The following is a 25,531-nucleotide window of genomic DNA, read 5'->3' as shown; positions in this document are numbered from 1 at the left end:
TACTAACGATAGATATGTATCGAATGTTCCGGCCTCTTCGCGGGCAAGCCTCGCTCCAACGCAATCGACCGCCTCATCGAAATCACTTGTTACAACCCCACCCCGCCAACACCCCGCCCTGACGGCCTTTCGCCTTTACATCGAATGCAACTCTTTCGCATTATGTTGCAGCTTTTTTTGGCGCCCCGCGCCTTCAACTTCTCGACGCAGGATTCCGTCATGATTCGTATGCCTCTGGCCACGGCCAGTCTGCTGGCCATCGCTGTTTCCCTCGCTGGATGTGGCGAAGGCAAGGATAAAGCCGCCGCTCCGACTGCTCCGGCACCTGCTGCAGCACCCGCCGCAGCCCCTGCTGCACCTGCTGCCCCGACCGCAGCCGCAGCGCCCGCCGCCAGCCAGACCAACGATGCCGCCGCCAAGGCAGTGGTGGCGAACTATGCCGGCATGGTCTTCGCCGTGTTCAGCGATGCCCAAGACAGCGCCAAGACGCTGCGCACCGCCATCGACACCTTCCTCGCCAACCCCAACGACACCACACTCAAGGCCGCCCGCCAGGCCTGGCTGGCGGCGCGCGTACCGTACATGCAGAGCGAAGTCTTCCGCTTCGGCAACACCATCATCGACGACTGGGAAGGCCAGGTGAACGCCTGGCCCCTGGACGAAGGCCTGATCGACTATGTGGCCAAGGACTACCAGCACGCCTTGGGCAACCCTGGCGCCACCGCCAATATCATCGCCAACACGCAAATCCAGATCGGCGAAGACAAGGTCGACGTCAAGGAGCTGACTCCCGAGAAACTCGCCAGTCTCAACGAACTGGGCGGCTCCGAAGCCAACGTCGCCACCGGCTATCACGCCGTCGAATTCCTTCTGTGGGGCCAGGACCTGCACGGCAATGCTGCCGGTGCCGGCGAACGTCCGGCGTCGGACTACGTCGAGGGTACAGGCGGCACCGGCGGCCATAACGACCGCCGTCGTGCCTACCTGAAAGCCGTTACCGACCTGCTGGTCAGCGACCTCGAGCAGATGGTCAACAACTGGAAGCCGGGCGTGGCCGACAACTACCGTGCCACGCTCGAAGCCGAGTCCGGCGAAAGCGGCCTGCGCAAGATGTTCTTCGGCATGGGCAGCCTGTCGCTGGGTGAATTGGCCGGCGAGCGCATGAAGGTCGCACTGGAAGCCAACTCCAGCGAAGACGAACACGACTGCTTCAGCGACAACACCCACAACTCGCACTTCTACAACGCCAAGGGCATCCAGAACGTTTACCTGGGCGAGTACACTCGCATCGACGGCACCAAGATCAGCGGGCCGAGCCTGTCGTCCCTGGTCGCCAAGGCCGATCCGGCCACTGACGCCACCCTGCGCGCCGACCTGGCAGCCACCCAGGCCAAGATGCAGGTATTGGTCGACCGCGCCAACAAGGGCGAGCACTTCGACCAGTTGATCGCGGCGGGCAACACCGAAGGCAACCAGATCGTGCGCGACGCCATCGCTTCCCTGGTCAAGCAGACCGGCGGGATCGAACAGGCCGCAGGCAAGCTGGGCATCACCGACCTGAACCCGGATACCGCTGATCACAAGTTCTGATTAGTCCGGGATCGCTATGAACCCTGTGGGACCGGCTTAGCCGGGAAGACGCCAGTACAGTCGACGGATGATTACCGTTTGTACCAATGCCTTCCCGGCTGAAGCCGGTCCTACAACGCTCCCGGTCGCGGGCAGCAAATCGTTACAAGCCATTTCTACACCCCCCATTCAAACGATAACCCCTCTTATTGGCTGATAAGCTTGCTCGCCCCAATTTCCGGTGTTGCAGAACCTGTATGACCACGCGGTTGCGCCTTTCATTTGCCCTGTTCTCGGCTCTGGCCCTGAGTGCATGCGATGACGCCCCACGCTTCACCCAGGCCGAGCCGGGGGAAGCGCTGTCGGGTGGGCGCACGACTGTCAATAAGCAGGATCAGAATGCCTTCTCCCTGCCATCGGCCAACCTCTCGCCGACCCGGCGTCTGGACTTCAGCGTCGGCAACAGTTTCTTCCGCAGCCCCTGGGTGATCGCCCCGTCCACCACCACCGCCCGTGATGGCCTCGGCCCGCTGTTCAACACCAACGCCTGCCAGAACTGCCATATCAAGGATGGCCGCGGTCATCCGCCCGAGAATGGCGCCGATAACGCCGTGTCGATGCTGGTACGCCTGTCGATCCCCGATGACCCGGCCCAGGCCGAGCTGATCAAGCGTACCGGCGTGCTGCCTGAACCAAGCTATGGCGTGCAGTTGCAGGACATGGCGATACCCGACGTAGCCCCCGAGGGCCGGGTGCGGGTGGAATACGACTATCTGCGCGTAGCCTTTCGCGACGGCACCCATATCGAGCTGCGCGAACCGACGTTACAAATCACTCAGTTGGGCTACGGTCCGATGCATCCCGAAACCCGCGCCTCAGCACGCATCGCCCCGCCGATGATTGGCCTGGGCCTGCTCGAAGCGATCCCCAACAGGGCGATTCTCGACAATGCCGACCCGGACGATCAGGACGGCGATGGCATCTCCGGGCGAGCCAACTGGGTGTGGGACGACGCCCTGCAAAAAGTCGTCCTCGGCCGTTTCGGCTGGAAGGCCGGGCAACCGACCCTGAACCAGCAGAACGTACACGCCTTTGCCGGCGACATGGGCCTGACCACGTCCCTGAACAGAAACGACGATTGCACAGCCGTACAGATTGACTGCCGCAACGCGCCCAACGGCAACGGCCCCAATGACGAGCCCGAGGTCAGCGACAATATCCTGCGTCTGGTGTTGTTCTACAGCCGCAACCTGGCCGTCCCGGCGCGGCGCAACGTCGGCGATGCCGAGGTGCTCAAGGGCAAGAACCTGTTCTATCAGGCCGGCTGCCAGGGTTGCCATGTGCCGCAATACACCACCCGCGCCGACGCCGCCGAGCCAGAGCTGGCCAACCAGACCATCCGCCCCTATACCGACCTGCTGCTGCACGACATGGGCCCTGAGCTGGCCGATAACCGCAGCGAATTCCAGGCCTCCGGACGCGAGTGGCGCACGCCGCCGCTGTGGGGCATCGGCCTGACCCAGGCGGTCAGCGGCCATACCCAGTTTCTCCACGACGGCCGCGCCCGCAACCTGATGGAAGCGATCATCTGGCACGGTGGCGAAGCCCAGGCGGCGCAGCGTCAGGTACTGGCCTTCGACGCCCAACAACGTCAGGCGCTGCTGGCCTTTCTCAATTCGTTATGACTTTTCCTCTTCGATAGGAGCCGGACATGTTCCGCCCCAAACTGCTGTTCACCAGCCTCGCCGCGTTGGCCCTGGGTGCCTGTGCGCCAGCCGACCCGCAAGCCGTCACCTCGGCGGCCATCGCCAAGCAAGTGATCCTGCCGACCTACAGCCGTTGGGTCGAAGCGGACCGCAAACTAGCCGTCAGCGCCCATGCGTTCTGCCAGGGCACGGTCGACTTGCAGACTGCCCGCGCAGACTTTCTCCATGCGCAGAAAACCTGGGCCGAGCTGCAACCCCTGCTGATCGGTCCGCTGGCCGAGGGCAATCGGGCCTGGCAGGTGCAGTTCTGGCCGGACAAGAAGAACCTGGTCGGCCGTCAGGTCGAGCAACTGCTGGCCGCCAAGCCCCAGGTCAGTGCTGATGAACTGACCAAGGCCAGCGTCGTCGTACAAGGTTTGTCGGCCTACGAATACATCCTGTTCGACGCCGAGATCGATATGGCCTCGGCTGAACAGAAGGCGCGCTATTGCCCGCTGCTGCAAGCCATTGGTGAACGACAGAAAGCCCTGGCAGAAGAAATCCTCGGCAGTTGGAACAGCACCGACGGCATGCTGGCGCAGTTGAGCAAATTCCCCAACCCGCGCTATGCCGATTCCCACGATGCCATTGCCGAGTTGCTGCGGGTACAGGTCACCGCACTGGACACCTTGAAAAAGAAACTCGGCACGCCTCTGGGTCGCCAGACCAAGGGCATTCCCCAGCCGTTCCAGGCCGAGAGCTGGCGCAGCAAGGCGTCGATCGGCAGCCTGGACGCCAGCCTCAGCGGCGCCGAGACCGTCTGGGTCGGGGTCGACAACAAGGGCCTGCGCGGGCTGTTGCCCGCCGAACACAAAGCCTTGGCCGAGAAGATCGACGCCGCCTATGCCAACAGCCATAAACTGCTGAGCGGGCTGACATTGCCGCTGGCGGATCTGCTGGCCAGCGATGCCGGACGCCAGCAGCTCAATGCCGTCTACGACAGCCTCAACGCCGTGCATCGTCTGCATGATGGCGAGCTGGCCAAGGCACTGGGTATCCAGTTGGGTTTCAACGCCAACGATGGCGACTGATCGAGGTATCCGATGATGTTGCGACGCCAGGCACTCGCCCTTGGCAGCCTGCTGCTCAGCGCCGTTACGCTGGGGGGCTGGACCCTGTTTCGGTCAAAAGGCCAGGAGCCGCTGCTGCTCTCCGCCCGTGACGACAGCGATGGCCAACATTACGCCGTGGGTTACCGGCTCGATGGCAAGCAGGTGTTCGCCACCCGGGTCGCCCAGCGTTGCCACGACATCATCAATCACCCGACGTTGAATCTGGCGCTATTCGTCGCCCGCCGTCCGGGCACCGAGAGCTACCTGATCGATCTGCGTGATGGGCGGCTGCTCCAGACCATCACCGCGCAAGCCAATCGGCACTTCTACGGCCACGCAGTGATTCACAAAAGCGGTGAATGGTTGTACGCCACCGAGAACGACACCACCGATCCGGGCTGCGGCCTGCTCGGCGTCTATCGTTTCGTCGATGAGCGCCTGGTCCATAGCGGCGAGATGTCCACCCATGGCATCGGCCCGCACCAGGTGTCGTGGATGCCGGATGGCGAGACGCTGGTCGTAGCCAACGGCGGCATCCGCACCGAAGCCGAAAGCCGGGTCGAGATGAATCTCAATGCCATGCAGCCCAGTCTGGTGTTGATGCAGCGCGACGGAACCTTGTTGAGCAAGGAAACCCTGGCCCAGCAGATGAACAGCGTGCGCCATCTGGGCATCGCCAGCGACGGCACCATCGTTGCCGGGCAACAGTTCATGGGTGATGCCTTTGAGCGTTCCGAGCTGTTGGCGATCAAGCGACCGGGGCAACCGTTCCAGGCGTTTCCGGTTGCCGATCAACAATTGGCCGCTATGGGCCATTACACCGCCAGCGTCGCCGTGCACAGCGACCTGCGTCTGGTCGCCCTCACCGCGCCTCGGGGCAACCGGTTTTTTATCTGGGATCTGGACAGCGGCGCCCTGCGTCTGGATGCCGCCCTGCCCGACTGCGCCGGTGTTGGTGCAGTCGCCGACGGCTTCGTCGTGACCTCGGGCCAGGGCCGCTGTCGTTTCTACGATTGCCGCCAAAGCGAGCTGCTGCCCAAGCCGCTGGATCTGCCCACAGGGCTGTGGGACAACCATCTGCATCTGGCCTGATTCAAACCTGCGAACGATGGCGTAATATTTGGCAATACAGCCACGCTGCACCAAAACAGCGCCGGGATTAAGGTGCTCGGCTGTTTCACGATTTCTCCAAGGATAAGGATATGTTGCGTCGCCGGATGCTGATCATGCTGGGCGTGGTAGTGCTGGTTGTGCTGTTGCTCGCGGGCTATAAAGCCTGGTCGATTTACCAGCAGATCCAGCAGTTTTCTGCGCCCAAGCCCGCCGTTGCCGTGCCGGTCGCCGTCGCCACCGAGCAGCCCTGGCAGAGCCGCCTGCCCGCCATCGGCAGCCTCAAGGCCCTGCAAGGGGTGGACCTGAGCCTGGAGATTGCCGGGACGGTCAAGGCCGTGCTGTTTGAGTCGGGCCAACAGGTCAAGGCCGGTCAAGCGTTGCTGCAACTGGACAGCGACGTGGAAAAAGCCCTGCTCGGCACCGCCGAAGCCGACCTTGGCCTGGCGCAGGTCGAACACGGGCGCGGCAGCAGACTGGTGGGGGACCAGGCCATTTCCAAGGGCGACTTCGACAAGCTCGCCGCCCAATTGAAAAAATCCAGCGCCACCGTCGCCCAGCTCAACGCCTCGCTGGCGAAGAAGCGCATCCTCGCACCCTTCAGCGGCACCATCGGTATTCGTCAGGTGGACGTCGGCGACTACCTGGCCAGCGGCAAGGTCATCGCGACCCTGCAAGATCTGAGCAGCCTGTACGTGGACTTCAATGTGCCGGAGCAGGCCCTGCCGAAGCTGGCTGTGGGCCAGGTCGCGCAAATCAGTGTAGCGGCCTACCCGCAACAGACCTTCGAGGCAAAAATCAGCGCGATCAACCCCAAAGTCGATGACGCCACCCGTAACGTGTTGATTCGCGCCACCCTGCCCAACCCCGACAGCAAACTGCTGCCGGGCATGTTCGCCAGTGTCCAGGTGCTGCTGCCGGGAGCAAAGAGCCAGATCGTCGTGCCGGAAGGTGCCATTACCTACACCCTCTATGGCAATTCGGTGTACGTGGTGGTGGAGAAGAAAGACGCCAAGGGTGAGTCGCAGTCAGTGGTCGAGCGGCGCTTTGTCGAGACCGGCGAGCACCGCGATGGGCATGTCATCGTCAGCAAGGGCCTCAAGGCCGGGGAACAGGTGGTCAGCGGTGGCCAGCTCAAGCTCAACGAAGGCAGCCATGTCGCGGTCACCCCGGACCAGAACCTTAAGCCCGCACAGAACAGCCCGTCTGGCGCGAACTGATCAAGGATAACGTCCATGGCTTTTACAGATCCGTTCATTCGCCGACCGGTGCTGGCCACCGTGATCAGCCTGTTGATCGTGCTGCTCGGCTTTCAAGCGTTCAGCAAACTGACCATCCGTCAGTACCCGCAAATGGAAAACGCCCTGATCACGGTGACCACGGCTTACCCCGGCGCCAACGCGGAAACCATCCAGGGTTATATCACCCAGCCGCTGCAACAGAGCCTGGCCAGCGCCGAAGGCATCGACTACATGACCTCGGTCAGCCGGCAGAATTTCTCGATCATTTCCGTCTATGCGCGGATCGGCGCCAACAGCGATCGGCTGTTCACCGAACTGCTGGCCAAGGCCAACGAGGTCAAGAACAAGCTGCCCCAGGACGCCGAAGACCCGGTACTGAGCAAGGAAGCCGCCGACGCCTCGGCGCTGATGTATGTCAGCTTCTACAGCTCCGAGCTGAATAACCCGCAGATCACCGACTACCTGTCCCGGGTGATCCAGCCGAAACTGGCGACCCTGCCGGGCATGGCCGAAGCCAAGATTCTCGGCAACCAGGTGTTCGCCATGCGCCTGTGGCTGGACCCGGTGCGCCTGGCCGGTTTCGGTCTCACCGCCGCAGACGTCACCGATGCCGTGCGCCGCTACAACTTCCTGGCGGCGGCGGGCGAGGTCAAGGGCGAGTACGTGGTGACCAGCGTCAACGCCAGCACCGATCTCAAGTCTGCTGAGGCCTTCGCCGCGGTCCCCCTCAAGACCGCCGGTGACAGCCGGGTCCTGCTCGGCGATGTGGCTCGGGTGGAAATGGGCGCAGAGAACTACGACACCATCAGCTCGTTCGACGGCACGCCCTCGGTCTATATCGGCATCAAGGGCACGCCCAGCTCCAACCCGCTGGACGTGATCAAGGAAGTGCGGCGGATCATGCCGGAACTGGAGAGCCAGTTGCCGCCGAACCTGAAGGTCTCCATCGCTTACGACGCCACACTGTTCATCCAGGCTTCCATCGACGAAGTGGTGAAGACCCTGATAGAAGCGGTGCTGATCGTGATTGTGGTGGTGTTCCTGTTCCTCGGCGCCCTGCGTTCGGTACTGATCCCGGTAATCACCATTCCGCTGTCGATGATCGGCGTGCTGTTCTTCATGCAGTTGATGGGTTACTCGATCAACCTGTTGACGCTACTGGCGATGGTGCTGGCCATCGGTCTGGTGGTGGACGATGCGATTGTCGTGGTCGAGAACATCCACCGGCATATCGAAGAGGGCAAGACACCCTTCGACGCCGCCCTGGAAGGCGCGCGGGAAATCGCCATGCCGGTGGTGTCGATGACCGTTACCCTCGCGGCGGTGTACGCCCCCATCGGCTTTCTGGAGGGCCTGACCGGCGCACTGTTCAAGGAATTCGCCCTGACCCTGGCCGGGGCCGTGGTGATTTCCGGTATCGTCGCCCTGACCCTGTCGCCGATGATGTGCGCCCTGTTGCTGCGCCATGACCCGAACCCCAGCGGCCTGGCCCATCGCCTGGACCAGATTTTCGAAGGCCTCAAGCGCCGCTATCAGCATGTTCTGCACGGCACCCTCAATACCCGGCCAGTGGTCATGGTGTTTGCCGTGATCGTGCTGTGCCTGATCCCGGTGCTGCTCAAGTTCACCAAGTCGGAACTGGCTCCGGACGAAGACCAGGGCATCATTTTCATGATGTCGTCCTCGCCGCAGACCGCCAATCTGGACTACCTGAACAGCTATACCGATCGTTTCGTAGAGATCTTCAAGACCTTCCCCGAGTACTACTCTTCGTTCCAGATCAACGGTTTCAATGGCGTGCAGACCGGCGTCGGCGGCTTCCTGCTCAAGCCGTGGAACGAGCGCCAGCGTACCCAGATGCAGATCCTGCCCGAGGTCCAGGCCAGGCTGGCGGACATTCCCGGCGTGCAGGTGTTCGGCTTCAACCTGCCGTCACTGCCGGGCACGGGTGAGGGCCTGCCGTTCCAGTTCGTGATCAACACACCCAACGATTACGCCGCTCTGCTGGAGGTGGCCCAACGAGTGAAAAAGCGTGCAGAAGAGTCCGGCAAGTTCGCCTTCGTCGACCTCGACCTGGCCTACGACAAACCGGAAGCGGTGATCGAGATCGACCGGGCCAAGGCGGCGCAGATGGGCGTGTCCATGGCGGATCTGGGCGGCACCCTGGCAACGCTACTGGGCGAGGCGGAGATCAATCGGTTCACCATCGACGGACGCAGCTACAAGGTCATCGCCCAGGTCGAACGGCCTTACCGGGACAACCCGCAGTGGCTGAACAACTATTACGTGAAGAACAGCGAGGGCAAGCTGCTCGCGCTGTCGACCCTGATCACCGTCAGCGACCGCGCCCGGCCGCGTCAGCTCAATCAGTTCCAGCAACTCAACTCGGCGATCATCTCCGGCTTCCCCTTGGTCAGCATGGGCGAGGCAGTCGATACGGTACGGCAGATTGCTATCGAAGAAGCGCCACCGGGCTTTGCCTATGACTATGCCGGGGCCACGCGCCAGTTGGTGCAGGAAGGCAGCGCGTTGTGGGTCACCTTCGGCCTGGCCCTGGCGATCATTTTCCTGGTCCTGGCGGCGCAATTCGAAAGCTTCCGCGACCCGCTGGTGATTCTGGTCACGGTGCCGCTGTCGATCTGCGGCGCGTTGATTCCGCTGTTCCTCGGTCTGTCGAGCCTGAATATCTACACCCAGGTCGGCCTGGTGACCCTGATCGGCCTGATCAGCAAGCACGGTATCCTGATCGTCGAGTTCGCCAACCAGCTACGCCGGGACAAGGGCCTGTCACCACGGGAGGCCGTGGAAGAAGCAGCAGCGATTCGCCTGCGGCCAGTGCTGATGACCACGGCAGCCATGGTGTTCGGTATGGTGCCGCTGATCCTGGCCAGCGGTGCGGGCGCCGTGAGCCGCTTCGATATCGGCACAGTGATCGCCACGGGGATGTCGGTGGGGACGCTGTTTACCCTGTTTGTGTTGCCGTGCGTGTATACGTTGTTGGCCTCAAGAAAATCTCAAACCTAGCTCCAACAAAAAATCGTCACCGCAAAAAGAAAGGCCCCGACAAGCGGGGCCTTTCAGGCTAGCGGTGATTTCAATTTTGTGGCCCCGTTCCCTGAGCGAGGCCGAACATGAACAGCAGCAAATCCTGATCGGGCTTGACTGCTGCATGGTGCTTCGCAACCCGAGGCAAAAGGCAATGGCCTTCGCCCTGTACCGTACTCAATATTTTTGTACCAGGCTGTTCCCACGCGGCCAGGGCAACGGCAGTAATCGCCAGAGACCCCAGCAGAAACAAACCTCGTGCCATTTCTAGCTTCATCTATCTAAACCTTTGATAGCGCTGCCAAACGCTGCTTCATAAAGGTAGATGAATTTCTGCCAGTCCGCAGGCTTGAACGACGAGTGGCGGCGCAGTTGCTTGATGTCGTGTTGGGCGGCGCCATAGGCAGTCCAGCGGCGGCGACATTTCTCCAGATCGAGCAGGGCGACCTCGGCTTTGGCGGTCTCGCCCTCCCCGGTAACCCGCACGAAAACGTGCTTGATATACAGGCAACTGTGCTGCCAGCGGCCCAGGTGCATGCGCGCCAGATTCTGCGCCAGCTCGGCAAGAATCTGGTCGTGGACCACTTCGCCGTACTGCTCGCGGCCGCCGGCGGCGTACCAGTTCTCGATTTCATCAAAGCCGTCCAGTGCTGCGGTGACCAACAGGGCCTGCCACTGGTGGTTCTCGTCGCGCTGAGCGCCGCTGAAGATCATCTTTGGCACATTGACATGAAGCTGGCGCAGGCCTTCAAGGGCATCACGCTCGCGCAGTACCGTCGGGCGGCCGAATGGGTGCAGCCAACTGCGGTAGATATGCCCGGTCTGGCGCTTGATATAGATCAGACGACCGTTTTCAGTGAACACACGTTGTACGCCACTTTCGCCACCACGACGCACGTTGGGTTCTTCCACCCACTCGCCGCGCTGGCTCCAGAAGTAATTGAAGCGATCGCTCTTGCTGCCTGTCGATTCTGCTACAACATCCACGCCCATTCTCTGACCTCTTGTGTAAGGACTCACTTACCCTGCGGTATGAACGGCAGGTCGTCACGAATGCAGACGCGGTCAGTAATAAACACACGCTGTAACTGCAAGGATCGTTCTGACAACCTCAGGGGCCATGAGTGCGGTATCACGGTAAATTTTTAGTTCGATACCCATGTAATCCGGGCTCTCGATAAGCTTTATCTGGCACAGCCAAAAATTGTACGCCCTTGGGCAGAGTTATTTCCGGGTTTTACAGAGGCTTTACAAGCCAAACACCATGGCGATGCGCCACTTAGTCCGCCTTCAACACCACACTAAAGCGACAGCCATTGGGCTGCATCGGGCTCAGCTCAACCGTCCAGCCCTGGTTTTCGCAGATCCGCTGTACCAGTGACAGACCCAGCCCCAGACCCTCCCCTCGCTGCTCGTTGCCGCGCACAAAGGGCTGAAACATGGCTTCGCGTTTTTCTTCGGGGATACCTACGCCGCTGTCCTCAACCAGAAAACCATTACTGCGCAGGGTCAGGGCGATAAAACCTTCATCGGTATAGTGCAGCGCATTGCGCAACAGGTTACCCATGACCGCCAGCAGGAACGTGGCGTTGTAGCTTTCCTGAGAGACGTCTTCATGGGTGTTGACCACCAGTTTCAAGCCTTTGCTTTCGATGGGTTTGCGCCATAGCGAGAGCAAATGTTCTGCGGCCTGGCCGACGGTGAGCCGGGGCGTCATGCTCGCGTCGTCGCGCTGAGTCCGGGCCAGCATGAGGAAGGTCTGCACCAGATCGCGCATTTCCTCACAGGCCCTGGCGATACGTTCGACCTGGGCCCGCGCACGCTCATCAAGGGCCGAGTTTTCCAGCAGCAGCTCGCAGGAACTGGCGAGTACCATCAAGGGCGTACGCAGTTCATGGCTGACGTCACTGGTGAACATGCGCTCGCGGGTCAGGGCCTGACGCAGGCGCCCGAGGGTGGCATCGAAGGCCACTGCCAGCTCGCCCACTTCGTCAGAGGCATAATCCGGCGCCAGCGGCGGTGCCAGCCCCAACAACTGGTCGCGATGGCGAACCTGACGCGCCAGGCGCACCACGGGCGCCATGACCCGACGCGCCAGCACCCAGCCGAGAAACACCGCCAAAGCCAGGGCCAGCACGAACCCCACCAGGACCACGGCGAACAGGACCTGCTCGCGTTCTTCGAAGTCGCTCTGGTCCTGCAACAGTACATAACGACGACCATCCACCACTTCGACCATCGCGTGGTATGACAGCGGGCCGCGAAACACTTCGTGAAAGCCGGGCTCCAGATGGCGCAAGTCCTTGGGCAGATCGAAATCGCCAGGACCACCGCTGAAGTAAAACAACTGATCGGGCTCGGGCCGGTGACTCCAGTCACTGACGCTGTCCATCAGCAACATGCGATTGAGGTCGCCGCCCAAGCCGGCCGAGATCAGCTTCTCCTCGACCAGATGCACGGTCGCGACGATACCCAGAGCGAAGGACCCTGCCACCAGTGCACTCATCAAGGCAAAGGCAATGATGATGCGCTGGGCAAGGCTTTGCTTAAACTCCATCCCGGCCCTCGGCCAGGCGATAACCCACGCCGTGCACGGTCTGCAACAGCGGCTTGGCGAACGGTTTGTCGATCACCTGGCGCAACTGGTGGACGTGGCTGCGCAGGCTGTCGCTGTCGGGGCAGTCGTCGCCCCACAGGGCTTCTTCGAGAATCTCGCGACGCAACACATGTGGGCTTTTCTGCATCAATACCGCCAGCAGCTTGAGGCCGACCGGGTTGAGCTTGAGCAGACGGCCTTCACGGGTGACTTCCAGGGTGTCCAGGTCGTAGATCAGGTCAGCGACCTGCAAGGTCCGGCGGCCGCCGCCCTGGGCCCGGCGCAACACCGCTTCTATGCGCGCCGCCAGTTCTGACAGGGCAAATGGCTTTAGCAGGTAATCATCGGCACCGGAGCGGAAACCCTGGAGGCGATCATCCAGCTGGTCACGCGCAGTCAGCATGATCACCGGCGTATCCCGGCGCGCGTCTTCACGCAGGCGTTTGCACAGGGTGTAGCCATCAATGCCGGGCAGCATGATATCGAGCACGATCAAGTCGTAGTGCTCGGTGGCAGCCAGGTGCAGGCCGGACAGGCCGTCCTGTGCGCAATCGACGGTGTAGCCCTTCAAACCCAGGTAATCCGCCAGGTTGGCCAGGATATCGCGGTTATCTTCGACCAGAAGAATTCGCATGGAAATTGTCTCCAGATACAGTTTCGCTGGCGCAGCTTAAGGCCAACAGACGCCAAGGGCCAGCGGCGAATCGCTTGACGTTTTTTTCACTATCGGTTCACGGTCCGACGACAGCCCGACGCCCAGACTGCGCGATCCTCGGCCCTTGTGCCGGGTATCTTCTCCCCTTCGAGCTGGATCAGCCATGTCGACAGTCACTGACCTTCCGTACTCCCGTCCGTTGAATTTATGGCTCTACCTGGGCATTCCCGCCATTACTGCGGTTGTCCTGCTGTTGCTGGAACTGACCTCCCTGGATATGGATATCGCCAAACTGGCCTATGATCCGGTCGGTAACGACTTCATAGGCAAGCACAGCTACTTTCTGGAAAACGTGCTGCACGACCGCGCCAAGCAAGCCGTGATTGCCATGGGCGTATTCGCCGGGCTGGGATTCATCGCCTCCTTTATGGTCAAGCGCCTGATGCCGTGGCGCAAGGAACTGGGTTGCCTGGTGCTGTCGATGGCCCTGTCGACCAGTTTCGTGACGCCGATGAAAGCCGTGACCGCCGTGCAATGCCCGTGGAGCCTGGAAGAGTTCGGCGGCAAAGAGGTCTACAGCGAATTGCTCAGCAAGCGCCCTGATACCGACAAGCCCGGCCGGTGCTGGCCCGGCGGCCATGCTGCAACCGGCTTCACCCTGTTTGCCCTGTTCTTCATCTTCCGCGACCGCCGCCCACGCTGGGCCAGGGCCGGGTTCGTATTTGCCTTCAGCCTGGGCACTGTGTTTTCCGTGGGCCGTATGCTGCAGGGCGCGCACTTCTTCTCCCACAACGTCTGGACGGCGGTGTTCTGCTGGCTGATTTGCATGGGGGCCTACTACGCAGTGCTGTATCGGCCGGCGCCGAAGGCAGTCGTTGAACCCGCAACGGCCTGACAGCGGCTGAATAAAACGTTCCTACGGCGATAATGAGATCACTGGTGGGACCGGCTTTAGCCGGGAAGGCGTAAGTTCCGATACAGATAGGTAGCGGATGTACCGACCTCTTCCCGGCTAAGCCGATCCCACATCAGCTAAAGCAGGTCCCTTATAAATCCAGATCGAGTAGGAGGCGGCTTTACAGCCGCCGTCCTCTCACACCACCGTACGTACGGTTCCGTATACGGCGGTTCAAGTTATGCGGCTAAGCCGGTTTATCGTATCCAGTACCGAGACTAACCCAAGTTGATCCCATAGCCTCTTCGGCAACGCCTGATTCATATGAGATGCTCCCGAGCTCCACCATGGGCCTCGGCCATTGAAGGCTGATTTGCAGGCACGAGCTTCGCTAAGCCCCAGGCGCATCAAGTTACGCGCCCTCGTTGAGGGCCGCTTCCATTGACGCCAAAGGACGCAGCGGAGCTTGCGCCGCACCCAGCCGTCAATTTCCTCAAGTGGCCGTTTGCTCTGACTGAGCTTGAAGTAGCCTGACCACCCGCGCAGCACAGGGTTTATACGTCCGATGACATTCGCCATCTTGTGGCCCCGTGCCCCGCGCAGCAGCTCCATGAGCCGGTCGCGCAAGCGAGCCAAACTCATCGTTGCCACTCTCAATCTCGGCTGCTGATGCCAGCTCATCCCATAGCCCAAGTAATCACAGAACCACGGACGTGCCACACGGCTCTTTTCCCGATTCAGCGTCAGTTTTAGGCGCTGATTCAGGAAGCGCTCAACACCGGCCAACACTCGCTCGCCCGCACGACGAGTGCGCACATAAATATTCGTATCGTCGGCATACCTCACGAAACGATGTCCCCGTCGTTCCAGCTCGCGGTCGAGTTCGTTAAGCAGGATGTTCGACAGCAACGGCGAGAGCGGGCCGCCTTGCGGCGTCCCCTCCTGTCGTCGGCTGACGATCCCGCTCGACATCGCTCCGGCTTCGAGGTAACGACGGATCAGTCTAAGCACGCGCTTGTCTTCGACGTGACGCTCTATCTTGTCCATCAATACGTCGTGGTTTACTCGATCAAAGAACTTTTCAAGATCAAGTTCCACACACCAGCGGTTGCCCGCTCCTACGTGGTCACGGGCCTTTTCGATGGCTTGATGAGCGCTTCTACCCGGACGAAAGCCGTAGCTATAGTCCGAGAACAGAGGATCGAAGATCGGCGTGAGCTGTTGCAGCAGTGCCTGCTGGATCAGGCGATCCACGACGCTGGGAATACCCAGTTGTCGTGTTCCGCCTTTGGGTTTGGGGATGTCAACGGCGCGTACACCCTGCGGCTGATACTCGCCGACCAGCAACCGAGCCTTGAGGATCGGCCAATACTGTTTCACGTAGCCCGCCAATTGCTCGACCGTCATGCCATCGGTACCCGGCGAGCCCTTGTTGCTGACCACGCGTTGATAAGCACGCCTAAGGTTAGCGGGTGCAAGCACCCGTTCCATCAGCGTGTCCGGCTCCGCGTTCGTCCACGTCACAGACGCCGCCGATACCTGTGCGCTGTCAGCCGTCATCCTCGGATACTGTCCGGGACTCGGAGTAACAGTCTTCTCTGGGAGAAATTTCTGCATTTCGGTATTCAACGAGACTTTGACGCCTACTGGCGGCATACCTTGTTCGGCCCTTGGTGACGGGGTTATTCGCCACTTACTACGGCCTCGGCTGACTTCTGCACGCTCATCCCGTCGCCTCTCGACGCTCGGTAGCACAGTGGCAAACGCGCAGATCTCCCAGGGTAATTCGCGCGACCTTCCTGCTTATGCCTGTCGGATCTACGTCACAGCGTTCCGTGCAAGTATCGGGCTTTGGGAAAATACGCCCCCTTACCCCGCTGTGCCGCCTCATCCGCTTCCTGTTCGTCAGGCCAGCATTTTGCCTCGGGCTTCCTTCAGATTCGCAGTCACCCGCGACACCCTTGCCTCTGGCTAACACTTCCCCTTGCCGGGTGTGTAGAGGACTTTCACCTCCCAGTCACCAGCATGGCCACCACAGCCAAACTGGTTGCGCTACGCGCAACGCGCCATGCCTGGCGCACGCATAAAAAAACCCCGCACAAGGCGGGGTTTTTTATGGGGGTAAGGCTGGCTTACATCATGCCGCCCATGCCACCCATGCCGCCCATGTCTGGCATGCCGCCGCCTGCTGGCTTGTCATCAGCCACGTCAGCGATCATCGCTTCGGTGGTGATCATCAGGCTGGCAATGGAGGACGCGGCCTGCAGAGCAGAGCGAGTCACTTTGGCCGGGTCCAGGATACCCATTTCGATCATGTCGCCGTATTCGCCGCTTGCAGCGTTGTAACCGAAGTTACCGGTGCCTTGCTTGACCTTGTCGACCACGACGCTTGGCTCGTCGCCGGAGTTGGCAACGATCTGGCGCAGAGGGGCTTCAACAGCACGACGCAGCAGAGCGATACCGACGTTCTGGTCAGCGTTGTCGCCACGCAGTTCCGAGATAGCCTGCAGGGAGCGAACCAGTGCTACGCCACCGCCAGGTACCACGCCTTCTTCAACGGCTGCGCGGGTTGCGTGCAGGGCGTCTTCAACGCGGGCTTTCTTCTCTTTCATTTCAACTTCGGAACCGGCACCGACTTTGATCACTGCAACGCCGCCGGACAGCTTGGCCAGACGCTCTTGCAGTTTTTCTTTGTCGTAGTCGGACGAAGTGTCGCCGATCTGCTGACGGATCTGAGCGATACGCGAGTCGATGTCGCCACGAACGCCAGCACCGTCGATGATGGTGGTGTTTTCTTTGTTCAGCACGACGCGCTTGGCATTACCCAGGTGTTCCAGGGTAGTGCTTTCCAGGCTCAGGCCGATCTCTTCGGAGATAACGGTACCGCCAGTCAGGACAGCGATGTCCTGCAGCATTGCCTTGCGACGGTCGCCGAAGCCTGGAGCCTTGACGGCTGCAACCTTGACGATGCCACGCATGTTGTTCACAACCAGAGTCGCCAGGGCTTCGCCTTCAACGTCTTCAGCGATGATCAGCAGTGGACGGCCGGCTTTGGCAACGGCTTCCAGGACTGGCAGCATTTCGCGGATGTTGGAGATCTTTTTGTCGACCAACAGCAGCAGCGGGCTGTCCAGCTCGGCAACCATGGTGTCCGGCTTGTTGATGAAGTACGGGGACAGGTAGCCACGGTCGAACTGCATGCCTTCTACGACAGACAGTTCGTTTTCCAGGCCAGTGCCTTCTTCAACGGTGATAACGCCGTCTTTGGTCACTTTTTCCATGGCTTCGGCAATGATGTCGCCGATGGAATTGTCAGAGTTGGCCGAGATGGTACCCACCTGGGCAATTGCCTTGGTGTCGGTGCATGGCTTGGACAGCTTCTTCAGCTCGGCAACGATGGCGATGGTCGCCTTGTCGATACCGCGCTTCAGATCCATCGGGTTCATGCCGGCAGCGACGGCTTTCAGGCCTTCGTTGACGATGGCCTGGGCCAGAACGGTAGCAGTGGTAGTACCGTCACCGGCGTCGTCGTTGGCACGGGAGGCAACGTCTTTGACCAGCTGCGCGCCCATGTTTTCGAAGCGATCTTTCAGCTCGATTTCTTTGGCAACCGACACACCGTCTTTGGTGATCAGCGGAGCGCCGAAGCTTTTTTCGATGATGACGTTACGGCCTTTCGGGCCCAGTGTTGCTTTAACTGCGTCGGCCAGGACGTTTACACCAGCCAGCATCTTTTTACGGCCAGCGTCGCCGAATTTAACTTCTTTAGCAGCCATGATCGTTATTCCTTGAATACTTGGTTCGTATGGAAATTCGCGGGATTACTTAAGCTTCGACGACAGCGAGGATTTCGTTCTCGCTCATCACCAGCAAGTCTTCACCGTCCACTTTCACAGTGTTGCTGCCGGAGTACGGACCAAACACCACTTTGTCGCCTACTTTGACGGCCAGTGCGCGCACTTCACCGTTGTCCAGAACGCGGCCGGTTCCCACTGCGAGGATTTCGCCACGGTTTGGCTTTTCAGCAGCCGAACCCGGCAGAACGATACCGCCAGCAGTTTTCGATTCTTCTTCGCTGCGACGGATTACGACGCGGTCATGCAGAGGACGAAGCTTCATTGTCGATCTCCTAATTATGGTTTTGAGCGGCTGGCGAACGACACCAGCGAGTTAAAAAATCCGGTCTTGCCGGTTACGGTTCGCCATGCGAACCGCAGAATACGGTCCGGCGAATTCGCCAGAAACCTTGCGGTGACCCATACATAAGGGCGGGCGATGCCATTACAAGGCTTGGCCGAAGATTTTTTTGCAGTAAAAACAGACGCGGCACCCCGAAGGGTGCCGCGTATAGGCCGCCAGGCCTACTTGTTGTCGCGGTGCTCGAACTCACCTTCGATGATGTCCGGCTCGCGGGTCGGGGCGTGGATATTGCCAGAAGGACCGGCCTGGCCACCGTGGGCGGGTCCGCCACGGCTTTGCATGTCCTCGGCAAAAGCCCGCTGGCGCTGGGCCTGGGCTTCGGCACGACGACGCAGGGTGCCGACCAGCAGGCGACGGGTGATCGGCAGCAGGCAGATCATGCCCAGTACGTCGCTGATGAAGCCCGGCAGCAGCAACAGGCCACCACCGACCGCAATCATCAGCCCTTCAAGCATCTGCTGCGCAGGCAGCTCGCCACGGGACAGGCTCTCACGGGCGCTGAGCGCCGTGGCGAAGCCCGCCACGCGAATCACGAACAGGCCGAGCATGGAGGTGGCAACCACCAGCAGGAAGGTCGGAAAGAAGCCTATGGCCATGCCAACCCGGACCAAAATGAACAGCTCCAACACCGGAAACAGCAGAAAGAGCAGCAAAAAAACGCGCATCGAATGAGTTCCTCAACGGAAGAAAGTCTTCCAGTAGACCCTACGTGCCGTCGCAGGATCGTGAATTCAAGCCTCTTGGGCCTCGCGACCAGGCCATTTTTCTGCGCGGGCCAGCTGAACCAAGGCTTCGCGCACTTGTGTCGGGGTATTACAGGTCTGGCTGAACGGCAGCCAGTGGATGCCCTGACCGATGCGCAGGTGCATGCCTTCGCTGTCGATGCCGACCAGTTGCGCCGGCTCGTCGGCGGGCAGGCCGCTCAGTTCAACGTAATGGGCAATGGCCTTGGCGTGGTCCTGATTCATGTGCTCGACCATGCCGGTCTCGACCACACCGGCAAATGGATTGGCCAGAGCGACGTCATCAAGCCAGTGAATCGCGCCGAAGCCACCGATATAGCGGTAGCGCACCGGATTCAGTACCCAGAAGTCAAAATCATGGGCCTGGTGATAGTCGGCCGACTCAGGAAAATAGCGGTCATAACGCCGGGCCGCCGCTTCTATGGCCGCCGGATCGGTCAATTGCGCAGCCTCGGCCAGCACGGTGATACGGCCCACTGACTGGATATCCTCGGCCTCCCGCTCGCCAATCAGCAGCGAGCACTTTGGATCGAGTTTGAGGTTATGGGTGTGCTGGGCGATGCGGCTGATCAGGATCAGCGGACGGCCCTGATCATCGAGGCAATAAGGCACTACCGAACCGAACGGGAAACCGGGCATGGATTTGGAATGGGTGGACAAGGCACCCCGATATTCCTTGAGCAACAGTTCCCGGGCATTCCTTGCGGCTTTGGCGGTCATTGAGTGACTCCTGATCAAAGAAGCACACGTTAATCATTATCAGCTGCTGATGCCAGCTGTGGGAGCGAGGCTTACCCGCGAAACAGACGGTGCGGTATATCGGGTATACCGCATCATCGTTCTTCGCGGGCAAGCCTCGCTCCCACGGGGATGTGGCGTGCTTACCAGGTCACACCAAAGCCCGCTGTGTAGCGGGTCTTGTCCAGGTCGGCCTGGTCAGAACCACTGATGGTGTTCTTCTCGGCCTTGAGATTAAGGGACGCCCAGTCGGTGACTTTGTACCGCAGGCCCACTTCGGCATCCAGGCTGTAGCTGGCGACGCCGCTGAGTGGCCGACCGGCCTCGCCGTTGGTGAAGAATTCGAACTTCTTGCCAATCAGGTAGCGGTTGTAGTCCCAGCGCAGAGTGGTGGAATAGAAGTTGTCCTTCTTGCCATCACGGTATTCGAAGTCGGTGCGGTTGAGCAGCGTGGTCATGGAGAACGCACCCAACTCGTCATCCCAGAACTGGTAGCCCGGACCGGTACCGACGGTGCGCTGGCGATCCAGATCTTCGATCTTGTCGCGCTTGTAGGTGATACGGCCATCCCAGAAAAATTTCTCGGTCAGGAAGCGGTCGATCGAATACTCGGCGCTCCAGTTATCGGTCGCGACCACGTCATCCTGAGTCTCGCGGTTGTACTCGCCCTTGGCGTTATGGCGCCAGTCGCCATGACGGGCCGTGGTCTTGAAGGCGATGTTGTAATCATCGGTATCGTTCTCCGCATGCTGGAAATCCAGGGCGGCATCGATATTGCCCTTCCACACCAGGTCAGTAATGATCGGCTTGGGCTTGATGATCTGCGAAATACTGGCCAGCTCGACGGTCCGTGGCGCATCGGGGCCAGCGACAATCACTTTTCCGTCGTCGGTAGGCTTGAGCCCTTTGACGACTTCCTCATCGGCCTTGCCTTGCTTGACCAACAATTTCTGGTCGCTTTCCAGGGTCTTGATCTGCTTCCAGTCCAAGGGGATCGAGCCACCGTATGAGGTTTCGATCATCATCTTGCCGCCGTCCAGCACCTTGATCGTGCCGGTCAGCCGGTCGCCGTTCTTCAACCAGACGGTATCGGCAAGAAGAGGAGTGGAAGCGCAGGTAACGGCGAGGCACAACAGGGTTCTGGACAACATAGGGACGTCTAGTCTCATATCAGCGGAAAAGTCAGGCATCATCCCGAAAGACGACATCGAGGCAATCTGAGACTACCTACGGCACAGTAAGCACAGACCGTAGGACTTTTCTCTAGTTCCTTATGGGTTTTATTCGCATTTATCTCGATAAAAAACAGGAATAGTCGTGAGCGAGACGATTTCGCCCCTGCATGACCCTGCGGGGCTCTCCCCCGCCGACGCCCGGCGCAATGCGCTATACCTGACCCTGCATCAGGTGCCGGAGGGCAAAGTGGTCAGTTACGGGCAGTTGGCCGAACTGGCCGGGCTGGGCCGGGCGGCGCGCTATGTAGGCCGAACGTTGAGCCAGTTGCCCGATGGCACGACCCTGCCCTGGCACCGGGTTCTGGGGGCGGGCGGGCGTATCAGCCTGCCTCTTGGCACCGTCTCGGGCGACGAACAGCGCGCGCGTTTGCGGGCAGAAGGCATTACCGTCCGGAACAATCGGGTAGATATGCAGCGTCATGGCTGGCGCCCGATAGAGCACAGCGGTTAGAGTGCGCCCTTTGTTTTCGTAACCTGAGGCAGATTCCAGCCCATGCCCCGTAAAACCTGGCGCGCCGCGCTCGCCGCATATGCCAGCCCATCGACGTTCGTTCTGCTGCTGCTCGGCTTCGCTGCGGGCATGCCATATATGTTGGTCTTCTCTACCCTGTCAGTCTGGTTGCGCGAAGCCGGCGTGGCTCGCGAAACCATCGGCTATGCCAGCCTGATCGGCCTGGCTTATGCCTTCAAGTGGGTCTGGTCCCCGCTGCTGGATCAGTGGCGCCTGCCTTTATTAGGCAAGTTGGGCCGCCGCCGCTCTTGGCTGGTGCTGTCCCAGAGTCTGGTCATTCTCGGTTTGATCGGCATGGGCTTCTGTGACCCGCAGCAACACTTGTCGTGGTTGATCGCCATTGCCGTGGTCGTGGCCTTTTCTTCGGCCACCCAGGACATCGCCATCGATGCCTATCGCCTGGAAATCGCCGGGGACAGCCAGCAGGCCGCCCTCGCCGCCAGCTATATGTCCGGCTACCGGGTCGCAGCGCTGCTGGCGACGGCGGGTGCGCTGTATTTCGCCGAAGGTTTCGGCTCTACCGGTTTTGCCTACAAGCATTCGGCATGGACCGGCACCTATGTGCTGTTCGGTCTGCTGATGGTGCCTGCGCTGATCACCACGTTGGTCATGCGCGAATCGCCGGTGCCATTGCGCACCCAGCTGTCGGCGGCACGATACGGCTTCATGCACCAACTGGCCTCGGTGTTCGTGCTGATCATCCTGCTGGTATCGGTACCGGCGATGTGCACCCAGTTGTACAACACCAACTTCGCCAGCGTGCTGTTCGAAGGCAACAGCTGGATGGACCTGCTGCTGGAAGACCGCGCGTTTCTGCGGGCGATCCTCTACATCATCCTGACCACCGCCTGCCTGTCGTCCTTCGGCCGCAAGGGCCTGGCGCCGGTGCTGACGCCGATCAACGATTTCATTCTCCGCTACCGTTGGCAGGCCTTCCTGCTGCTCGGTCTGATCGCGACTTATCGCATGTCGGACACGGTAATGGGCGTCATGGCCAACGTTTTCTATATCGATCAGGGTTTCACCAAGGACCAGATCGCCAGTGTCAGCAAGATCTTCGGCCTGGTCATGACCCTGCTCGGCGCCGGCTTCGGCGGCCTGTTGATCGTGCGCTTCGGCATCCTGCCGATCCTGTTCGTCGGCGGCCTGACCTCGGCAGCGACCAACCTGTTGTTCCTCATGCTGGCGGACATGGGCCCGAACCTGAAGATGCTGATCGTGGCCATCTCACTGGATAACTTCAGTTCAGGGTTGGCGACATCGGCGTTCGTCGCCTACTTGTCGAGCCTGACCAACCTGAAGTTCTCGGCCACCCAATACGCCCTGCTCAGCTCGATCATGCTGCTGTTGCCGCGCCTGATCGGCGGCTATTCAGGGGTGATGGTGGAGAAGTTCGGCTACCACAACTTCTTCCTGATCACCGCCCTGCTCGGCGTACCGACGCTGGTGATGATCCTGTTGCAGTGGGCCAAGGAAGCGCGGGATGCGCGTAAGGAAGAGGAACAGGCTCAGGAACAGCCTGAGCAATGAGGCAGGGACGAGGCACAAAATCACGGTGGGACCGGCTTTAGCCGGGAAGAGATTCTTGAAGCCACAGAATCTTCAGCGGCTGTTCAGCCCTCTTCCCGGCTGAAGCCGGTCCCACAGAGCCAGTATTACTCTTGCACCATCCGGATCACTCGCTGCGACTGCGCGACACTGATCCCCGCCTCTTTCAGACGATCACGCGCCTCGACGTTGAACTGCGAGCTGACCGCACCCATGTCGCCGGTCTTGGTCCAGACGCCCAGAGACAGCGTCACCGAATTCTCGTTGAGCGCCGCCACGACTGCCGCTGGCGCCGGATCTTCCAGTACACGCGAATCATTGGCCATGTCCATCAACACTTCCAGGCCCTTGCGCAGGTCGCTGTCGGGATCAACGTTGATGTTGAAAATGATCTTGCGGGTCGCCTGACGGTTGGTGTTGGTGATGATGCCGTTGGACAGGTTGCCGTTGGGCAGGATCACGGTCTTGTTGTCGCCGGTACGCAGCACGGTGTGGAAAATCTGGATGCTGTCCACCGTCCCCGCCACGCCCTGCGCTTCGATCCAGTCACCAATGCGGAACGGACGAAACAGCAGGATCAACACGCCACCGGCGAAGTTCGCCAGGCTGCCCTGCAATGCCAGACCAATGGCCAGGCCTGCGGCACCAATGGCGGCGACGAAGGACGTCGTCTCGATGCCGATCATCGAAGCCACGCTGACGATCAGCAGTATCTTCAGAATGATATTGGCCAGGCTGCTGATAAAACCCTGCAGGGCCAGATCAGCGTTGCGCAGGGCCAGCAAGGCACCAACCCGCGAGGTCAGCCTGTTGATCAGCCACCAGCCCACGATCAACGTCACGGCGGCCAGCAGCACACGGCTGCCGTACTGCATGACCATGGGAATCCACGCCTGGGACAGCTTCACCAGGTGATCCATTTCATTACTCAAGTCCATCGTGTTTCTCCTGCGGGTCGCAAACTGAACGCTGAAACGACCGCCGCAGCCAATCGTTTCAACGCTTTACATGACCTCGGATGCCCTTGGACAAAGGAGGTTCCAGCCACCAATCAGTCGCGGAAGTTGTTGAACTGCAAGGGCATACCGAACTCGTGGGTACGCAGGGCAGCGATGGCGTCCTGCAGATCATCACGCTTCTTGCCGGTGACGCGGACCTGCTCACCCTGAATGGCGGCCTGCACCTTGAGCTTGGCGTCCTTGATATGGGCAACGATCTTCTTCGCCAGTTCTTTATCGATACCTTCCTTGAGCGTGGCTTCCTGCTTCATCAACTTGCCGGAAGCGAAAGCGTCCTTGACCTCAAGGCACTTGATATCGATCTTGCGCTTGACCAAGGCCAGCTTGAGGATCTCGATCATCGCTTCCAGCTGAAAGTCGGCTTCAGCGGTGAGGTTGATGGTCAGTTCCTTGAACTCGAAAGTACCTTTACCTTTGAGGTCATAGCGGCGATCCAGCTCTTTGATGGCGTTATCGACGGCATTAGTGACTTCGTGTTTATCCAGCTCGGACACTATGTCGAACGAGGGCATGTCATTTCTCCAGTGACTGGGCGCGCCCGATATCGAGTTTCGGGGACACCTTATGTGACGATTTAAAAGAGGCGTTAGTATAACGAGACTTTTCAAAGCTTCACGGTGAGCCTGCAATGCCGATTCGCTATTTATCCTTCACTTACAGCGCAGCAAGCTTCTAATGCCGGTTATCTGGCATATCCTCGGCGCTGGCAGCCTCGGCAGCTTATGGGCCGCACGCCTTGCCCGCAGTGGCTTGCCGGTACGGCTGATCCTGCGTAACGACGCCCGCCTGGCGGACTATCAGGCTCAGGGCGGCTGCCTGACGCTGATAGAGGACGGTCGCGAGCAGCCCATTGCCATCAGCGCGCAAACCCTCGCCAGCGACGAGCCAATTCAGCGTCTATTGGTCGCCTGCAAGGCCTACGATGCGTTGCCCGCCGTGCAAAGCATTGCCAACCGTCTGACCGCAGACGCCGAGGTGATCCTGTTGCAGAACGGTCTCGGCAGCCAGGAAGCGGTTGCCGCCGCCCTGCCCTTGGCCCGCTGCATCTTTGCCTCAAGCACAGAAGGCGCCTTTCGCCCGCTGGATTGGCAGGTGGTGTTCGCCGGCCGCGGGCATAACTGGCTGGGCGATCAAACTGAACAAAACGCCCCCACATGGCTGAACGAACTCAGTGATAGCGGCATTGCCCACGAATGGAGCGGCGATATCCTCGCCCGTCTGTGGCGCAAACTGGCATTGAACTGCGCGATCAATCCGCTGACAGTGCTGCATGACTGCAAAAACGGCGGCTTACAGAATTATGCCGAAGAAGTCAACGGGCTGTGCGACGAACTCGCCGGGCTGCTACGGGCCTGTGGCCAACCTGAAGCGGCCCAGGGCCTGCACGACGAGGTACAGCGAGTGATCCAGGCCACCGCCGCCAACTATTCGTCGATGTATCAGGACGTGGCCCAGGGGCGGCGCACCGAGATTCGTTATCTGCTGGGCCATGCCTGCAACGAGGGTCAGCGTCTGGGTCACCCCCTGCCCCGGCTGGACCAGCTAGAGGCGCGCCTGATCGCGCGACTGCGCCAACGTGGCGTGCGTAGCGACTAGAACAGCGCTACCCTGCCTGCTTGTTCTCTAGTG

The 25,531-nt window shown here is 60.4% G+C and carries 22 protein-coding genes; 10 read left to right on the top strand and 12 right to left on the bottom strand.

What is annotated here, in order from left to right:
* The first annotated feature begins 219 nt into the window (after positions 1–219).
* From AC1Z24_RS05295 to AC1Z24_RS05270, 6 genes are all read left to right on the top strand, one after another.
* Positions 220–1,590, top strand: coding sequence for an imelysin family protein (locus tag AC1Z24_RS05295; RefSeq protein ID WP_483744813.1), 1,371 nt, complete (start codon positions 220–222; stop codon positions 1,588–1,590).
* Between the two features lie 236 nt (positions 1,591–1,826).
* Entirely contained in the window at positions 1,827–3,254 is a 1,428-nt protein-coding gene (locus AC1Z24_RS05290) for a di-heme oxidoreductase family protein (protein WP_483744812.1), read from the top strand.
* A 26-nt stretch (positions 3,255–3,280) separates the two neighbouring features.
* On the top strand, positions 3,281–4,345 hold the full coding sequence (locus AC1Z24_RS05285) for an imelysin family protein (protein WP_483744811.1): 1,065 nt from the start codon (positions 3,281–3,283) through the stop codon (positions 4,343–4,345).
* Positions 4,346–4,360: 15 nt separating this feature from the next.
* Positions 4,361–5,458 (top strand): DUF1513 domain-containing protein, encoded by a 1,098-nt coding sequence (locus AC1Z24_RS05280; protein WP_483746529.1) that lies wholly within the window; start codon positions 4,361–4,363, stop codon positions 5,456–5,458.
* Positions 5,459–5,568: 110 nt separating this feature from the next.
* On the top strand, positions 5,569–6,696 hold the full coding sequence (locus tag AC1Z24_RS05275) for an efflux RND transporter periplasmic adaptor subunit (protein WP_483744810.1): 1,128 nt from the start codon (positions 5,569–5,571) through the stop codon (positions 6,694–6,696).
* A gap of 15 nt (positions 6,697–6,711) precedes the next feature.
* Positions 6,712–9,741, top strand: a complete 3,030-nt coding sequence (locus AC1Z24_RS05270) for a multidrug efflux RND transporter permease subunit (protein ID WP_483744809.1) — start codon at positions 6,712–6,714, stop codon at positions 9,739–9,741.
* 70 nt (positions 9,742–9,811) lie between these two features.
* Here the strand turns inward: AC1Z24_RS05270 and AC1Z24_RS05265 are convergent, their stop codons facing one another.
* The 4 genes from AC1Z24_RS05265 to colR form a co-directional block, all read right to left on the bottom strand.
* The gene (locus AC1Z24_RS05265) at positions 9,812–10,039 is read right to left on the bottom strand and encodes a hypothetical protein (RefSeq protein WP_483744808.1); all 228 of its coding nucleotides are present in this window, start codon (positions 10,037–10,039) and stop codon (positions 9,812–9,814) included.
* Positions 10,036–10,755, bottom strand: a complete 720-nt coding sequence (locus AC1Z24_RS05260; protein WP_483744807.1) for a lipopolysaccharide kinase InaA family protein — start codon at positions 10,753–10,755, stop codon at positions 10,036–10,038. The genes AC1Z24_RS05265 and AC1Z24_RS05260 overlap by 4 nt, the downstream gene beginning before the upstream one ends.
* A gap of 286 nt (positions 10,756–11,041) precedes the next feature.
* Complete coding sequence (locus AC1Z24_RS05255; protein ID WP_483744806.1) at positions 11,042–12,319, bottom strand: sensor histidine kinase; 1,278 nt, start codon at positions 12,317–12,319, stop codon at positions 11,042–11,044.
* A complete protein-coding gene (gene colR, locus AC1Z24_RS05250; protein WP_259098423.1) occupies positions 12,309–12,992 on the bottom strand; it encodes a two-component system response regulator ColR in 684 nt (227 codons plus the stop codon). The genes AC1Z24_RS05255 and colR overlap by 11 nt, the downstream gene beginning before the upstream one ends.
* 184 nt (positions 12,993–13,176) lie before the next feature.
* Between colR and AC1Z24_RS05245 the strand changes: the two genes are divergently transcribed.
* Complete coding sequence (locus tag AC1Z24_RS05245) at positions 13,177–13,908, top strand: phosphatase PAP2 family protein (protein ID WP_483744805.1); 732 nt, start codon at positions 13,177–13,179, stop codon at positions 13,906–13,908.
* A 234-nt stretch (positions 13,909–14,142) separates the two neighbouring features.
* Here AC1Z24_RS05245 and ltrA read toward each other — a convergent pair whose 3' ends face one another.
* The 6 genes from ltrA to AC1Z24_RS05215 all read right to left on the bottom strand — a co-directional run bounded on the left by ltrA (position 14,143) and on the right by AC1Z24_RS05215 (position 20,740).
* Positions 14,143–15,564, bottom strand: coding sequence for a group II intron reverse transcriptase/maturase (ltrA, locus tag AC1Z24_RS05240; protein ID WP_483744804.1), 1,422 nt, complete (start codon positions 15,562–15,564; stop codon positions 14,143–14,145).
* Positions 15,565–16,040: 476 nt separating this feature from the next.
* Entirely contained in the window at positions 16,041–17,684 is a 1,644-nt protein-coding gene (groL, locus tag AC1Z24_RS05235) for a chaperonin GroEL (RefSeq protein WP_259098417.1), read from the bottom strand.
* 49 nt (positions 17,685–17,733) lie between these two features.
* A complete protein-coding gene (locus AC1Z24_RS05230) occupies positions 17,734–18,027 on the bottom strand; it encodes a co-chaperone GroES (RefSeq protein ID WP_020292988.1) in 294 nt (97 codons plus the stop codon).
* Between the two features lie 242 nt (positions 18,028–18,269).
* Positions 18,270–18,773, bottom strand: a complete 504-nt coding sequence (locus tag AC1Z24_RS05225; RefSeq protein ID WP_483744803.1) for an FxsA family protein — start codon at positions 18,771–18,773, stop codon at positions 18,270–18,272.
* Positions 18,774–18,839: 66 nt separating this feature from the next.
* A complete protein-coding gene (locus AC1Z24_RS05220) occupies positions 18,840–19,571 on the bottom strand; it encodes a HugZ family pyridoxamine 5'-phosphate oxidase (RefSeq protein ID WP_483744802.1) in 732 nt (243 codons plus the stop codon).
* 161 nt (positions 19,572–19,732) lie between these two features.
* Positions 19,733–20,740 (bottom strand): DUF481 domain-containing protein, encoded by a 1,008-nt coding sequence (locus tag AC1Z24_RS05215; RefSeq protein WP_483744801.1) that lies wholly within the window; start codon positions 20,738–20,740, stop codon positions 19,733–19,735.
* A gap of 166 nt (positions 20,741–20,906) precedes the next feature.
* Here AC1Z24_RS05215 and AC1Z24_RS05210 point away from each other — a divergent pair, with 166 nt between their 5' ends.
* Both AC1Z24_RS05210 and AC1Z24_RS05205 read left to right on the top strand, forming a co-directional pair.
* Positions 20,907–21,275 carry an MGMT family protein gene (locus AC1Z24_RS05210; RefSeq protein ID WP_259098409.1) on the top strand — a complete coding sequence of 123 codons (369 nt, stop codon included), beginning with the start codon at positions 20,907–20,909 and terminating at the stop codon, positions 21,273–21,275.
* 42 nt (positions 21,276–21,317) lie between these two features.
* Positions 21,318–22,865 (top strand): AmpG family muropeptide MFS transporter, encoded by a 1,548-nt coding sequence (locus AC1Z24_RS05205; RefSeq protein WP_483744800.1) that lies wholly within the window; start codon positions 21,318–21,320, stop codon positions 22,863–22,865.
* A 125-nt stretch (positions 22,866–22,990) separates the two neighbouring features.
* Here AC1Z24_RS05205 and AC1Z24_RS05200 read toward each other — a convergent pair whose 3' ends face one another.
* Complete coding sequence (locus AC1Z24_RS05200) at positions 22,991–23,821, bottom strand: mechanosensitive ion channel family protein (RefSeq protein WP_483744799.1); 831 nt, start codon at positions 23,819–23,821, stop codon at positions 22,991–22,993.
* Positions 23,822–23,934: 113 nt separating this feature from the next.
* Positions 23,935–24,414: a YajQ family cyclic di-GMP-binding protein gene (locus AC1Z24_RS05195; protein ID WP_259098401.1), complete on the bottom strand. Its 480-nt coding sequence runs from the start codon at positions 24,412–24,414 to the stop codon at positions 23,935–23,937.
* A gap of 163 nt (positions 24,415–24,577) precedes the next feature.
* Here AC1Z24_RS05195 and AC1Z24_RS05190 point away from each other — a divergent pair, with 163 nt between their 5' ends.
* The gene (locus AC1Z24_RS05190; RefSeq protein ID WP_483744798.1) at positions 24,578–25,498 is read left to right on the top strand and encodes a putative 2-dehydropantoate 2-reductase; all 921 of its coding nucleotides are present in this window, start codon (positions 24,578–24,580) and stop codon (positions 25,496–25,498) included.
* Positions 25,499–25,531: the final 33 nt, after the last annotated feature.

This window comes from Pseudomonas sp. JL23, assembly GCF_056933585.1.
This window is presented reverse-complemented; position numbering and strand designations above follow the sequence as displayed.